Source organism: Actinacidiphila sp. bgisy144, assembly GCF_057708105.1.
In genome coordinates, this window is sequence record NZ_JBYIRM010000030.1 from 22311 (window position 1) to 36126 (window position 13816).

Consider the following 13816-nt stretch of genomic DNA (forward strand, 5'->3'; position numbering starts at 1 on the left):
GCGTACAGTCCCGGCCGCCGGCGAATACCGGCGGGGGCGTCCGCGGGGCCGGAAGCGTTTACGGCTCCGGCGGCCTGCTCGGGCCCGCCGGGCGGGGCAACCCGCGCTTCCCCCGGGCGCGGTGTGTGATGGACGGTGCCCGCTGCGACAAGGTGGCGGGACGGCGCAAGCGGGCCGACCCAAGCGGGACGGCGCAGGCGGTACGGCAGAAGGGGCACGGCATGGACGAGCAGGCGGACGGCGGCAACAGCCCGGGCGAGGGCCCCGGTTCGGACCCGGCGCGGCGCGCGGACGAGGAACTCCTCGCCCGTACCCGCGCCGTGCCCGTACTCGCCGGAGCGCTGCCGCACCTCGATCCGGAGCGGGTACCGGACGCCCCCGGGCCGTTCTTCGCCCGCTGGCTGGCCGAGGCGATCGACGCCGGAGTGCCCGAGCCGCAGGTCATGACGCTCAGCACGGCCGCCCCCGACGGCGCCCCCAGCGCCCGCGTCCTGATCCTGCGCGGCATCGACACCGCCGGCTGCGCCTACGACTTCGCGTCCGACTCCCGCAGCCGCAAGAGCCGCGACCTGGCCGCCAACCCCCGGGCGGCCCTGACCTGGTACTGGCCCTCGCAGGGCCGGCAGATCCGGATGGCCGGACCGGTCGAGGTGCTCGGCCGCGACGCCGCCGCGCGCGACTTCCGCGGCCGCGGCGAGTCCGCCCGCGCCGCCGCCTTCGCCGGCCCGGTGAGCGCGCCGCTGGAGTCCGCCGGACAGTACGACGCGGCGCTGCGCGCGGCCCGCGACCTCGTCGCCGCCGAGCCGGAGCGGGTGCCGGCCACGCACACCCTGTACCGGCTGCACGCGGCCGAGGCCGAGTTCTGGCAGGCCGACCCGGCGCGTTTCCACGTACGGGTCCGGTACGGGCGGGCGGCCGCGGGGGAGGGGTGGTCGCGGACGCTGCTGTGGCCGTGACCAGGGTCTTCCGGATGATCGGCTTCCGGATCGCCGCAGGTGGGCGGGCGGCACCCGGCGTGACGCTGCTGTCGTGGACTGCCATCATGTCCTGATGCGGTCAACTCAGGTGCGGAGCAACGGTGTCGGGCTCGCCCTGCTGTCGGCCGCGGCCTTCGGCGGTTCCGGGGTGGCGGCGAAGCCGCTCATCGAGGCGGGCTTCGAGCCGCTGCACGTGGTGTGGATGCGGGTGGCGGGCGCGGCGCTGGTGCTGCTGCCCGTCGCGCTGCGGCACCGGCGGCTGCCGTTCCGGCAGCCCGGGCTGGTGATCGGCTTCGGGCTGCTCGGCATCGCAGGCGTCCAGGCGCTGTACTACCTGGCGATCTCCCGAATACCCGTCGGCATCGCGATCCTCGTGGAGTACCTCGGCCCGGCGCTGCTGCTCGGCTGGGTGCGGTTCGTGCAGCGGCGCCGGGTCAGCCGCTCGGCGGTGGCCGGTGTGGTGCTCGCCGTCGGCGGCATGTGCTTCGTGGTCCGGATCTGGTCCGGGCTCGCCTTCGCTCCGGTCGGCCTGGCCTGCGCGTTCGGCGCGGCCTGCTGCCAGGTCGCGTACTTCCTGCTGGCCGGCCACCGGGGGCGCGACGGCGCGGCCGCCGAAACCGGCCGCGAGCGGGCGAACGGCCTGCTGGACGGCGGCGGTGACGACGGCCTGCTGGACGGCGGCGGTGACGAGGAGGGCGGGCCGGACCCGGTCGCGGTCATCGCCCACGCGCTGCTGGTCGCCACCGCGGCGCTCACCCTCGTCGCGCGCCCGTGGGACATCGCCTGGACCTCCCTCGCGCACCAGGTGCCGCTGGGCGACGCGGACGTCCCCGGCATCCTGCTGGTCGGCTGGATCGTGCTGGTCTGCACGGTCGTCGCCTACCTGACCGGTGTGATGGCCGTACGGCAGCTGAGCCCGCCGGTCGCCGCGGTCGTCGCCTGCATCGAGGCCGTGGTCGGCGCGGTGCTCGCCTGGTTCCTGCTCGGCGAGCACCTCGGGCTTCCGCCGGTGCTGGGCGGTGCGCTGGTGCTGGCCGGGGCGTTCGTGGCGCAGACGGCCCTGCCCGGCGCGGTGCCGGAGCCCGGCCCGGCCGCACCGCCGGCGCTTCCCGAGCAGCCCGCCGAACCGGACCTCGCGCCGCCGCGGTAGCGCGGGGGCCTGCGGGCGCGGGTCGGCGGATCTGTGGGTCGGCGGTCGGCGGGTCGGCCGGTCTGCGCGTCGCCGGGTCCGCCGAGTTGTGTGATCGCGTCCGTCCGTCGGCCGCGCGACCGCTAGGGTGGTCGCATGCGCTCTTTCGCTGTGCTCCCCCCGCCCGCCGCCTGACGCGGGCGGCGTGAACCGGGCCGCAGGCCGGCCCGGGTCCAGATAACGGCCCGCCGTGGCGCCGTTCGGCGCCCCACGGCGATGTGTGCTGCCCGCAGACGGTGATGTTCGCTCCTCAACTCACCTTTCCGGCGGGAGACTTCCCTTGTCACGTCCACAGGTTTCGGCTGCCCGGGTCACGTCCGGGCGAGGGCTGCTGTATGTGGTGTTCGCGGCGACCGCGTGGGGCACGGCGGGCGCCGTCGCCGCACTCCTCTACCGCGGGAGCGGCCTCGGCCCGCTCGCGCTGACCTTCTGGCGGGCGGCGGGCGGCTTCGCCCTGCTGCTCGCCGCCCGTGCGCTGCGCCCGGCGCGGGGCGAGGCCCCGGATGCGCTGCCCGCGCCGCGGGTGGCCGCGCCCGGGGCCGTCGCACCGGCGCCGGTCGCCGTACCGGCCGGCGGCACCGCGGGGGCGGCGCCCGACCCGTACGAGGGCGCCTATGAGGGCGCGTACGACGACGTCGGCGCGGGCGGGCTGCGGCCGTCGACCGTACGACCGGTTCCGGCCGTGCCGCTGCGGGCGCGGCTGGTGCGGATCGCGGTCACCGGCGCCGGGCTCACCCTCTTCCAGGTCGCGTACTTCTGCGCGGTGCGGTCGACCGGGCTCGCGGTGGCCACGGTGGTCACGCTCGGCTCGGGGCCGGTGCTGATCGCGCTGGTCGCCCGGGCGGTGATGGGCGAGCGGCTCGGCCGGGGCGGCGCGGTCGCGGTGGGCGGCGCGCTGGTGGGCCTGGCGGTGCTGGTGCTCGGCGGCGGTCACGCCCAGGTGCGCCCGGCCGGGGTGCTGCTGGCGGTGCTGTCGGCGGCCGGGTACGCCGGGATGACGCTGCTGACCCGCTGGCACGGCAGCCGCGGCGACGCCGGCGACCCGCTGACCACCTCGCTGTGGTCGTTCGGGATCTGCGCGGTCGTCCTGCTGCCCGCCGCGTGGGCGGAGGGCCTGCTGCCGCACGCCGAACACCTCGGCCGCACCCTGGCGCTGCTGTGCTTCCTCGCCTCGGTGCCGACCGCGCTCGCCTACGCGCTGTACTTCGCGGGCGCGGCGGTGCTGCGCGCGGCCACGGTGTCGGTGGTGGCGCTGATCGAACCGGTGTCGGCGGCCGTGCTGGCGGTCACCCTGCTCGGTGAGCGGCTCACCGCGGCCACCCTGGCCGGGACGCTGGTGCTGCTGGTGGCGGTCGGGGCGCTGGCCTGGGAGGAGGCCAGGCAGCAGCCGGGAGGCGCCGAGGCGACCGCTTCGTCAGCCGGCTGACCTGCGGCGCAGCTGGTGGGCTCGCGCGGCCGCGTCGCCGGGTGCGGCGCGGTCGGCGAGCAGGCCGGTGACGCGGCGCTGCACCTCCTCGGGCTTGTTGCCGCCGTACTTGAACTTCGCCCGGACCCGGGTGACTTCGATCCGCACCCCGCGGATGCCGGCGAGTTTGCGGCCGAAGGGCTCCTGGCCGGGGGCGACCGGGGCGATGCCGCCATCGGGCTGGAAGTGGGCGAGTTGGCGCTCCAGCAGGTCGGCCTTGGCCTGCGGATCGTCCAGGACGTGGGCGGTGCCGGTGAGTTGCACCGCGGCGTAGTAGCTAGTGGGGGTGCCGTGCTCGGGCGGGGTGCCGGGCACGGCGTGCCAGGGGCCGGGGATGAAGGTGTGGTCGTCCACGACGCTGAGGGTGACCTGCGGCGCGGCCGCCAGCGCCGGCCACATCGGGTTCGGCCGGGCCAGGTGCAGCAGGACCTCGCCGTGCGGGCCGGGCGCCGGGTCGTAGAGGAAGTGGGTGGGCTGGACGAACGGGGGCTCGCCGTCGAGGCCGTTCACCGCGAGCTGGCCGAAGTCGTGGGCGGCCAGCCACTGCTGCCACTCGGCGTCGTCGGCGGCCGCGTCCCAGGGGTGGATCAGCATGCCGCGCCCTCCGTCCGGGCAGTGCCGCGCGGGCCGGCGGGCGCGAGGTAGCCGGGCAGCGGCGCGGCCGGGGCCTGGTGGGCGGCCGGGACGGGGGCGGCGTAGGCGGGCGCGACCGGGACCACCCCGGCCCAGTGCGGCAGGTCGAGGTCCTCGGGCTCGTCGTTGGGGCCGCCGGTGCGGATCTTCGCCGACACCTCGTGCAGGTCCAGCCGGATCACGGCGGTGGCGGCCAGCTCCTTGGCGTTGGCCGGGCGGGAGTCGGCGGCCCGGCCCGGTACGGCCTGGTCCACGATGGCGTCCAGCGCGAGGGCCCGCTCCTGCGGGTCGGTGACCTGGTGGGCGGTGCCGTGCACCACCACGGAGCGGTAGTTGATCGAGTGGTGGAACGCCGACTTCGCCAGCACCAGCCCGTCGATGTGCGTCACCGTCAGGCACACCGCCAGGCCCTCGGCGCCGCGCGCGCCCCGCAGCGGCCGCGAACCGGTCGACCCGTGCACGTACAGCCGCTCGCCGTGCCGCGCGTAGAGGGTGGGCAGCACCACTGGGGCGCCGTCGCGGACGAAGCCGAGGTGGCAGAGGTAGCCCGCGTCGAGGATGGCGTGCACGACGTCGCGGTCGTAGGAGGCCCGGTCGGCGGAGCGGGTGGGGACGGTGCGGTCGGTGGCGGGGTAGGGGCCCGGGGTGGACGCGGTGGAGGCGGCGGAGCCGGCAGGGGGTGCGGGTTCGGCGGGGGAGGGCCCGTCAGGGGAGGTAGGCGCGGTGGACATGGCGCGATCCTTTGAACTAGTGCATACTGTCGTTTGTGCTAGGAGAATACTCAATTACCGGGCGCGGCGCATCGGCAATTGCCGCCGACATCGAACGCGCGGTCGGCGCGGGCGCGTTGGGGCCCGGTGCCCTGCTGCCGCCGCTGCGCGAACTCGCCCGCGAACTGGCGGTGAACCCCAACACGGTGGCCGCCGCCTACCGGCTGCTGCGCGACCGCGGTGTGATCGAGACCGCCGGGCGCCGCGGCAGCCGGGTGCGGGAGCGCCCGGCCGTCGCGCCGCGCGCGGCCATCCGGATCGAGGTCCCCGCCGGCACCCGCGACCTGTCGACCGGCAACCCCGACCTCGCGCTGCTCCCGCCGCTCGCCGACGCCCTGGCCGCGGCCGCCGCCCACCACGCCATCGCCCCCGGCCTGTACGGGAGCACCGCCGTCGACCCCGACCTCGCCGACCTCGCCCGCGCCGCCCTCGACGCCGACGGGGTGCCCGCCGGGCCGATCGGCCTCGCCTCCGGCTCGCTCGACGCGATCGAACGCGTCCTCACCGCCCACCTGCGGCCCGGCGACGCGGTCGCCGTGGAGGACCCGGGCTGGGGCAGCGTGCTCGACCTGGTACCCGCGATGGGGCTGCGCGCGGTGCCCGTCGCCGTCGACGACGAAGGGCCGCGCACCGCCGACGTCGAGCGCGCGCTGTCCGCCGGGGTACGGGCCCTGCTGGTCACCGACCGCGGCCAGAACCCCACCGGCGCGGCCCTGTCCGCGCCCCGCGCGGCCGAACTGCGCGCCCTGCTGGCCGCCCACCCGCATGTGCTGGTCGTCGACGACGACCACCTGCACGGCATGGTGGACCTGCCCCTGCACTGCCTGTCCGGCGCCACCGACCACTGGGCGCTGATCCGCTCCACCGCCAAGGCGTACGGCCCCGACCTGCGGCTGGCGGTCTTCACCGGCGACGAGGTCACCGTCGCCCGGGTGCGGGGCCGGCACCGGCTCGGCGCCGGCTGGGTCAGCCACCTGCTGCAACGCGCGGTGGTGCACCTGTGGGAGCAGCACGCCGTGGACCCGGTGCGTACCGCCCGCTCCTACGCCGTACGCCGCGACGCGCTGATCGGGGCGCTCGACGCGCGCGGGATCGCCGCCCACGGGCGGTGCGGCCTCAACGTCTGGGCGCCGGTGGCCGACGAGACCGGCGCCGTCGCCGGGCTGCTCCAGCGCGGCTGGGCCGTCGCACCCGGCGCCCGCTTCCGGCTCGACTCCTCACCGGGCATCCGGATCACCGTCTCCCCGCTGGGCCCGGCCGACATCGAGCCGCTCGCCGACGCCATGGCCGAGGTGCTGCACTCCCCGGGGGCGAGCCGCTTCGGCTGAGCCCGGCCGGCTCAAGAGCGCGCCGACTCCCGTGCACGCGGCGGCTTCCCTGCACGCCGACCTTCCTGCACGCCGACTTTCCCGCACACGGCGGGCGCCGGGCCGCCGCGGTCAGTGCGCGGCGGCCGGGGCCAGCAGGTCCGTCGGGTCGGTGTTCGCCCCGCACAGCACCACCGCGACCTTCTCCCCGGGCGCGGCCCGGTACCCGTGGGAGGGGTTGCCCGGCGGCAGCAGCGCGGCCAGCGCGGTGGCGGCGGCGTGCTCGACCACGATCCGGCGCTCCTCCCACAGCAGCCGACGGGCCGCGACGATCTGCTCCTCACCGACCAGCACCGACCGCGCGTCCTGCTGCCGCACCGCGGCCAGCGCCCCCTGCCAGGTGCGGCGCGCGCCGAGCGCGTCGGCGGCCACGGACGCCACCTCCACGTCGACCAACTCGCCCGCCGCCAGCGCCGCGTTGAGCGCCCGGCAGTGCTCCGGCTCGACCGCGACCGCCCGCACCCCGTGCTGCCGCGCGGACGCCGCGACCCCGGCGAACAGCCCGCCGCCGCCCACCGAGACCACCACCGTGTCCAGGTCCGGCACCAGCGCGTGGATCTCCTCCATCAAGGTGCCCGCACCCGCGCTGACGTACGGGTCGGCGTACGCGTGCGCGGCGAGCGCCCCGGACTCCGCGGCGAAGTGCTCGCACGCTTCCAGCGCCTCCGCGTACTGCGTGCCGGCCAGCCGGACCTGCGCGCCGTAGCCGCGCAGCCTGGCCACCTTCAGCGCCGGGGCGTTCTCCGGCAGGAACACCGTGGCGGTCAGGCCCTGCTGGCGGGCCGCCCAGGCGCACGCCAGCCCCGCGTTGCCGCCGCTGGCGATGCAGACGCCGGCCTCGGGAAGGGTGCCCGCCTCGCGGTGGGCGGCGAGGAAGTTCTGCGCGCCGCGCGCCTTGAAGGAGCCGGTGTGCTGCATGTACTCCAGCGCGAGCCACACCTGCGGCTCCTGCGGGTCCCGCGCGCCGCCCGCGGGCGGGACGACCGTCACCGGCCGGACACGGCCGGCCACCCGGTCCGCGGCGGCCTTGACGTCTCCGTAACTGATCTCGTGCACCTGGGCTCCGTAGCGATAGGGGTCGGTGAGGGCGGGCGGCGGCCGGTCGCGGGTGGAGGCGCGCCGCACCGACACGCTACGCCCGGCCGTCCCTGGGCCGCCGCTGGGTCAGCGCCGCACCCACCAGGATCACCACGGCCCCCACCGGTTCGTTCCAGCTCAGCGACTCGCCGAGGAGCAGTACGCCGGCGGCGGTGGCGACGATCGGTATGAGGTAGGTGACCATCGACCCGATCGTGGGGCCCTTCTCCGCCACCAGTCCGTACTGGACCAGGAAGGCCGCTCCGGTGCCCAGCGCGCCCAGCGCCAGCACCGCGAGCACCGGCCTCACCGGGAACGACGACGGCATCGAGGTGAACAGCGGGGTGATGACGAGGAGTTGCAGCGCGGCCAGTGCCAACTGGCTCGCCGACATCGCCAGGTGGGAGTTGCCGCTGGTGCTCAGCGTGCGCCGCACATACGCCCAGCCCACCGCATAGCAAAGCGCCGCGGTCAGCGCCATCAGCGTGCCCTTCGGGTCCTGGCCGGAGAAGCCCTGCCAGGCGCCGAGCACCGTCAGCACGCCCGCGAAGCCCAGGCCCACCCCGGCGAAGCGCTGCCGCGACGGCCGGTCCTCCGACAGCGCCACCAGCGAGACCAGCATCGAGAACAGCGGGGTGGCCGCGTTGCATATCCCCGCCAGCATCGACGGGATGCTCTGCTCGGCGGTGGCGAAGAGCGTGAACGGCAGGGAGTTGAGCAGGATGGCGGCGACGAACAGATGCAGCCAGGTGCGGGCCCCGCGCGGCAGCCGCTCCCGCTTCACCGCGACCGCGACGGCCAGCACCGCGGCGCCGAACACCAGGCGGCCCAGGGTGACCTGGAGCGGCGCGAACGCTTCGTTCCCCACCTTCATGAACAGGAAGCTGAAGCCCCAGACCAGGCCCAGCGCGGTGAAGCGCACCCGCCAGTCCAGCAGCCGCCCCAGCCGCGGCAGGCGCGCGGCGGGGACCGGCTCGGGAAGGTCCGCGGCGGGCACCGGGACGAGTGGTGCGGCGGACGGCGCGGCGGAAGACCCGGCGGACGGCGCGGCGGACAGGCCGGCGGCCGCGCCGGGACGGGCGGAAGTCGTCATGGCTCCACGATGACCGCTCCGACGTCGTAGAACAAGCGAGTTTTTCTGCACGAACACCGTAGAATCACTTACATGTTGTCCCTCGAACGGCTCCGTATCCTGCACGCCATCGACACCTACGGCTCGGTGAGCGCCGCCGCCGACGCGCTGAGCGTGACCACGTCCGCGGTCTCGCAGCAGATGTCCAAGCTGGAGCGGGAGACCGGGCAGGCGCTGCTCGGGAAGAACGGGCGCGGGGTGCGGCTCACCGACGCCGGGCGGCTGCTGTCCGGGCACGCCGAACGGATACTGTCGCTGGTCGAACTCGCCCACGCCGACCTGGAGGCGCACCGCGGCGCCGCGGTCGGCGAACTGCGCGCCGCCGCCTTCCCGACCGCGGTGCGCGGGCTGTTCCCCGCCGCGCTCGGCGAACTGCGCGCCGCCCACCCCCAACTGCGCACCGTCGTCCACGAGATGGAGCCGCACGACGCACTGGCGCGGCTCGGCCGCGGCGACATCGACCTCGCCGTGGTGCTCGACTGGTACAACAAACCGCTGTCCCTGCCCGGCGGCCTCGCCAAGGCGCCGCTCTTCGACGACATCGTGGACGTCGCGCTGCCGCTGGGGCACCCGCTGGGGGACCGCGCCGAGATCGCGTTGGACGAACTGGCCGGCGACGAGTGGATCGCCTGGCCGGACGGCGGCTTCTGCCACGAGTGGCTGCTGTTCACGCTGCGCGGCAAAGGCATCGAGCCGCGCGTCGCCCACCACGCCGAGGAGCACGCCACCGTGCTCGCGCTGGTCGCCGCCGGACTCGGGGTCGCCGTCATGCCGCGGCTGGGCCGCGACCCGGTGCCGCCGGGGGTGCACATCATCCCCGTCCGCCACACCATGCGGCGCCATGTGTACGCGGTCTGGCGCGAGGACGCCGACCGCCGCCCGGCGATCCGCGTCGCCGTGGACGCGCTGCGGGCGTCCGCGGGCGGTTACCGGCCGCCCGCGGCCTGAGCGCGCGGGCGGCCGCCGGCCGGCCATCCGCAGGACCGGCCGGTGGGCCGGTCCGGGTTCGGGGCCCGCCCCGCGAACCCGGACCGGCGTTCGGGAGTCAGGCGAGCGTGATCTCGCCGCCCGACACGGTGACGTTCTTCGCGGGCAGCGCCGAGGTGGCCGGGCCGCTGGCCACGGAGCCGTCGGCCACCTTGAAGGTGCTGTTGTGGCACGGGCAGACGATCACCCCGTCGGCGACCTTCGCGACCGTGCAGCCCTGGTGCGTGCACACCGCCGAGAAGCCCTTGAACTGGCCGCTGCTCGGCTGGGTCACCACGACCTTCTGGTCGGCGAAGACCTTGCCGCCGCCGACCGGGATGTCCGAGGTCTTGCCCAGCGACGTGCCGCCCGCGCCGCTCCCGGCCGACGGGGTGCCGGAGCCCGCGGCCCCGGTCGAGCCCTGCGCGGCCGAGGAACCGCCGGCGTCGTCGGAGGAGTGGGAGGAGCCGGAACCGCAGGCGGTCAGGACGGCGGCGAGGCCCACGCCACCGGCCGCCGCGACAACGCCGCGGCGGGTCGGTGACTCGGGGATTCCGGAGCTTTCTGCCATGGGGTTGCATCCTGTTCATGGGTCGGACCGGACGGCGGGGCCCTCGCCGCCCGGCAGCGTGCTGTCACGCGTACCCGTTCATACGGCCGCCCGCGGCGCGGTGTTCAACGCGTCCCGAAGAAATTTCACCTGGTGTCGCAGCAGCCCCTCCACCACCACCGGATCGCTCGGCCCGTGCGTGGCGTGCGACAGCGGAAGCACCTGGTGGTAGCGGCCCGCGGCGAGCAGCGCCTCCGACAGGCGCAGCGTGTGCGCGGCCACCACGTTGTCGTCGGCGAGGCCGTGCACCAGCAGCAGCGGCCGCTCCAGCGCCGCCGCCGAGGTGATCGGCGAGCACCGGTCGTACGCCTCCGGGTCATCGTCGGGGTGGCCGAGGAACCGCTCGCGCCAGTGCGTGTCGTACAGCCGCTGGTCGCTGGGGGCGGCGCCGCTGATCGCCGCGTGGAAGACGTCCGGGCGGCGCAGCACCGCCATCGCCGCCAGCGAGCCGCCGAAGCTCCAGCCGCGGATCGCCACCCGGCCCAGGTCCAGGTCGGGGCAGTGCGCGGCCGCCGCGTGCAGCGCGGTCACCTGGTCGGCGAGCGGCACCTCCAGCGTGTCCTTGTACACGCTCTTGTCCCACCGCGGACCTCGCCCCGGGGTGCCGCGGCCGTCCGCGACGACCACCGCGAAGCCCTCCTCGGCGAACCACTGCGCCTCGGCCAGCGGCCAGGTCGCCGCCCGCACCACCAGCCGCATGGCAGGGCCGCCGTACGGCGCGAGCAGCACCGGCAGCGGGCCCGAGCCGGGCCGGTGCCAGGACGGCAGCAGCAGCGCGGTGCGGACGGCGTGCTCGCCCGCCCGCAGCCAGGTCACCCGCGGCGTCACCACCGGCCGGGCCGCCAGGCACGGCACCCGCAGCTCACCACCGGACCCCGCCGCCCCGGCGGGCGGCAGCACCCGGATGGCGCGGCCGCCCTCGGTCAGCGACGACAGCAGCAGCGCGCCGCCGGCCCGCTGCCCGGTGTGCAGGCCCGGCCCCTCGCTCAGCCGGACCGCGCCGCCCTCGGGCCCGTACGACCACAGGTGCTCCTCGGTCGGCTCGTCGCACGCCGTGAACAGCACCGACTCGCCGTCCACGGACAGCACTTCGCACACCTGGAGGCCCTCGGGCGTGACGGGCGCGCCGCCGACCGCAAGGAAGCGGGTGCCGCCCGCGTCCTCGGTGTGCACCAGGGCGCCGGACGCGGTCCGCGCGGGAGTGCCGGGCACCAACTCCACCCACTTCGGGTCGCGCTGCTCGTGCAGCAGCCGTGTCGCCCCCGTCGCCGGGTCGGCGGCCAGCACCCGTACGGTGCCCTGGTCGCGGCTCTGCACGCTCAGCAGCGGGCCGTGCGCGTCCCAGGAGACGGCCGCCAGGTACTCGAAGCCGGCCCGGTCCCAGACGACCTCGGTGCGGCGGCCCGACCCGTCCGCGTCCAGGAGGTGCAGCGACACGTCGGCGTTGGCGGTGCCCGCCGCCGGATAGGCCGTCTCGCGCGGCGGGTGCGCCGGGTCCGCCGGGTCGGCGATCCACCAGCGCGCCACCGGCGCGGTGTCCACCCGGGCTGCCAGCAGCCGTTCGCCGTCCGGCGCCCACCAGTAGCCGCGGTGCCGGTGCATCGACTCGGCCGCCACGTGCTCGGCCAGGCCGTACGCCACCTCGCCGCTCTCCGGCGCGGCGAGCACCCGGTCCGCGCCGGTCGCCAGGTCCCGCACGTGCAGCGCGCCGCCGGTCACATAGGCGACGCGGCGGCCGGTCGGGTCGGGCCGCGGGTCGATCACGGGCCCGGCGGTGGGGTGCCGGCGCGGCGGCCGGGGGCCCGCGGGGTCGGCGGTCCACAGCGCGCCGTCCAGGGCGAACGCCACCAGGCGCACCGCCCGGTCGGCCGCGTAGCCGACGATGCCGGTGGTGCGCTGCCGGGCCCGCTCGCGCCGGACCAGCTCCTCCGGCGGCACCTCGCCGCCCGGGTCCGCGAGCGCGGCCGGGTCGGCGAGCAGGCGCTCGCCGTCGGCGTCCAGCCGCCACAGGCAGCCGGCGCGGTCCTCGGGGCCGCGGGTGCGCACATAAAGAACCGACGAACCGTCGGGGGAGAGGGTGAGGGCCTGCGGGACGCCCAGCGAGAAGCGCTGGGTGCGGGCGAACTGGCGGGGGAAGTCGCGGTGATCGTCGATCGTGTCCATAAGGGCAGTCTTCACCCCGCTAACCTGGGGGGATGTTGAGAGAAGTGACCGGCATCCGCTATGTCACGCCGCTGCGTGAAGGCGGTTCGGTGCCCGGTGTGGTCGAGGCCGACGACCTCGGTACCTACGTCGTGAAGTTCAGCGGCGCGGCCCAGGGGCGCAAGGCGCTGGTCGCCGAGGTGATCGCGGGCGAACTCGGCCGCCGACTGGGGCTGCGGGTGCCCGAGCTGGTGCGGTTCGACTTCGACCCGGTGATCGGACTCGGGGAGCCCGACCAGGAGATCCAGGACCTGCTCAAGGCGAGCGGCGGACTCAACCTCGGGATGGACTTCCTGCCCGGCTCGCTCGGCTTCGACCCTCTGGTGTTCACCATGGAACCCGAAGAGGCCAGCCGCATCGTCTGGTTCGACGCGCTCATCGGCAACGTGGACAGGTCGTGGCGCAATCCTAACATGCTGGTCTGGCACCGGAACGTGTGGCTGATCGACCACGGCGCCTCGCTCATCTGGCACCACAACTGGAAGTCGGCGCAGGCCGCGTCCGCCAAGCCGTACGACGCGACCGACCACGCGCTCTCCCGCTTCTCACCCGAACCCGCGGCGGTGGCGGCGGAGTTGGCCGCACAGGTGACGGAGCCGCTGCTCACCGAGGTGACCGCCCAGGTGCCCGACGAGTGGCTGGTCGACGAGCCCGGGTTCGACGCGCCCGACGACGTGCGCGCCGCCTACCGCGAACTCCTCGGTGCCCGGGCGCTGGACATCCACGAGCGCATTACCACGGCCCGCCAGAAGGCGAAGCAACCGCCACCCGAGTGGCTGCGGACCTGGGTCGAGGGGAAGAACGCGAAATGAGCGGGCGGGACGTCTTCGAGTACGCGCTCGTGCGCGTCATGCCGCGGATCGAGCGCGGCGAACTGATCAACGCGGGCGTGCTGGTGTACTGCCGCGCCCAGGCGTACGTCGGTGCCCGCGTCCACCTCGACGTCGCCCGTCTGCGCTGCCTCGACCCGGACGTCGACGTCGAAGGCGTCGAGGCGGCGCTGCGCGGCTACGAGGGCATCTGTGCGGGGGGCGCTGCCGCTGGGCAGGCGGGGGAGGACGACCCCGGGCGGCGGTTCCGCTGGCTCACGGCTCCGCGCAGCACGATCGTGCAGCCCGGGCCGATCCACACCGGCCTCACCCAGGACGCCCGTAAGGAGGCCGACCGCCTCCTCGCCCTCCTCGTCCGCTGAGCGGCTCTTCCGCCCCTCCCCCCGGGCTGCCCGGTCCTGTGGGTGCCGGGACCACCCGCCGGTGGGGGCTGGTCGCGCCGTTCCCCGCGCCCCTTGTTTTCGCTCGGGTCTTCCCGCGGAAGAAGCTCGCGCCCCAAAGGGGCGCGGGGAACGGCGCGACCAGCCACAGCGGACCGCAAGGTCCCGGAACCGACAGGACGGGGCAGGACCGGGGGTCCTGTTGACAGCGTCAGCGC

The 13816-nt window shown here is 75.8% G+C and carries 13 protein-coding genes; 7 read left to right on the forward strand and 6 right to left on the reverse strand.

What is annotated here, in order from left to right; translation table 11 throughout:
• Window positions 1-221 precede the first annotated feature (221 nt).
• The 3 genes from AC3EVP_RS28520 to AC3EVP_RS28530 all read left to right on the forward strand — a co-directional run bounded on the left by AC3EVP_RS28520 (window position 222) and on the right by AC3EVP_RS28530 (window position 3592).
• On the forward strand, window positions 222-956 hold the full coding sequence (locus tag AC3EVP_RS28520) for a pyridoxine/pyridoxamine 5'-phosphate oxidase (RefSeq protein WP_435134696.1): 735 nt from the start codon (window positions 222-224) through the stop codon (window positions 954-956).
• Between the two features lie 94 nt (window positions 957-1050).
• The gene (locus tag AC3EVP_RS28525; protein ID WP_435134698.1) at window positions 1051-2127 is read left to right on the forward strand and encodes an EamA family transporter; all 1077 of its coding nucleotides are present in this window, start codon (window positions 1051-1053) and stop codon (window positions 2125-2127) included.
• Window positions 2128-2446: 319 nt separating this feature from the next.
• Complete coding sequence (locus AC3EVP_RS28530) at window positions 2447-3592, forward strand: DMT family transporter (RefSeq protein WP_435134700.1); 1146 nt, start codon at window positions 2447-2449, stop codon at window positions 3590-3592.
• Here AC3EVP_RS28530 and AC3EVP_RS28535 read toward each other — a convergent pair.
• A complete protein-coding gene (locus tag AC3EVP_RS28535; RefSeq protein ID WP_435134703.1) occupies window positions 3581-4225 on the reverse strand; it encodes an FMN-binding negative transcriptional regulator in 645 nt (214 codons plus the stop codon). The genes AC3EVP_RS28530 and AC3EVP_RS28535 overlap by 12 nt on opposite strands.
• Window positions 4219-4995, reverse strand: coding sequence for a pyridoxamine 5'-phosphate oxidase family protein (locus tag AC3EVP_RS28540; protein WP_435134706.1), 777 nt, complete (start codon window positions 4993-4995; stop codon window positions 4219-4221). Before AC3EVP_RS28540 ends, AC3EVP_RS28535 begins: the two co-directional genes overlap by 7 nt.
• 35 nt (window positions 4996-5030) lie before the next feature.
• Here AC3EVP_RS28540 and AC3EVP_RS28545 point away from each other — a divergent pair, with 35 nt between their 5' ends.
• Entirely contained in the window at window positions 5031-6362 is a 1332-nt protein-coding gene (locus AC3EVP_RS28545) for an aminotransferase class I/II-fold pyridoxal phosphate-dependent enzyme (protein ID WP_435134709.1), read from the forward strand.
• A gap of 111 nt (window positions 6363-6473) precedes the next feature.
• On the opposite strand, the gene AC3EVP_RS28550 is transcribed toward AC3EVP_RS28545, so the two are convergent.
• Both AC3EVP_RS28550 and AC3EVP_RS28555 read right to left on the reverse strand, forming a co-directional pair.
• Window positions 6474-7457 carry a serine/threonine dehydratase gene (locus AC3EVP_RS28550; protein WP_435134870.1) on the reverse strand — a complete coding sequence of 328 codons (984 nt, stop codon included), beginning with the start codon at window positions 7455-7457 and terminating at the stop codon, window positions 6474-6476.
• A 76-nt stretch (window positions 7458-7533) separates the two neighbouring features.
• Window positions 7534-8571 (reverse strand): DMT family transporter, encoded by a 1038-nt coding sequence (locus AC3EVP_RS28555; protein WP_435134712.1) that lies wholly within the window; start codon window positions 8569-8571, stop codon window positions 7534-7536.
• A gap of 72 nt (window positions 8572-8643) precedes the next feature.
• Here AC3EVP_RS28555 and AC3EVP_RS28560 point away from each other — a divergent pair, with 72 nt between their 5' ends.
• On the forward strand, window positions 8644-9558 hold the full coding sequence (locus AC3EVP_RS28560; protein WP_435134714.1) for a LysR family transcriptional regulator: 915 nt from the start codon (window positions 8644-8646) through the stop codon (window positions 9556-9558).
• Window positions 9559-9655: 97 nt separating this feature from the next.
• Here AC3EVP_RS28560 and AC3EVP_RS28565 read toward each other — a convergent pair whose 3' ends face one another.
• Both AC3EVP_RS28565 and AC3EVP_RS28570 read right to left on the reverse strand, forming a co-directional pair.
• Complete coding sequence (locus tag AC3EVP_RS28565) at window positions 9656-10147, reverse strand: Rieske (2Fe-2S) protein (protein ID WP_335981996.1); 492 nt, start codon at window positions 10145-10147, stop codon at window positions 9656-9658.
• Window positions 10148-10225: 78 nt separating this feature from the next.
• On the reverse strand, window positions 10226-12349 hold the full coding sequence (locus AC3EVP_RS28570; protein WP_435134717.1) for a S9 family peptidase: 2124 nt from the start codon (window positions 12347-12349) through the stop codon (window positions 10226-10228).
• A 32-nt stretch (window positions 12350-12381) separates the two neighbouring features.
• Between AC3EVP_RS28570 and AC3EVP_RS28575 the strand changes: the two genes are divergently transcribed.
• Together AC3EVP_RS28575 and AC3EVP_RS28580 are read left to right on the forward strand one after the other, a co-directional pair.
• Window positions 12382-13200, forward strand: coding sequence for a HipA family kinase (locus tag AC3EVP_RS28575; RefSeq protein WP_335981992.1), 819 nt, complete (start codon window positions 12382-12384; stop codon window positions 13198-13200).
• A complete protein-coding gene (locus AC3EVP_RS28580; RefSeq protein WP_335981990.1) occupies window positions 13197-13580 on the forward strand; it encodes a DUF3037 domain-containing protein in 384 nt (127 codons plus the stop codon). Before AC3EVP_RS28575 ends, AC3EVP_RS28580 begins: the two co-directional genes overlap by 4 nt.
• Window positions 13581-13816: the final 236 nt, after the last annotated feature.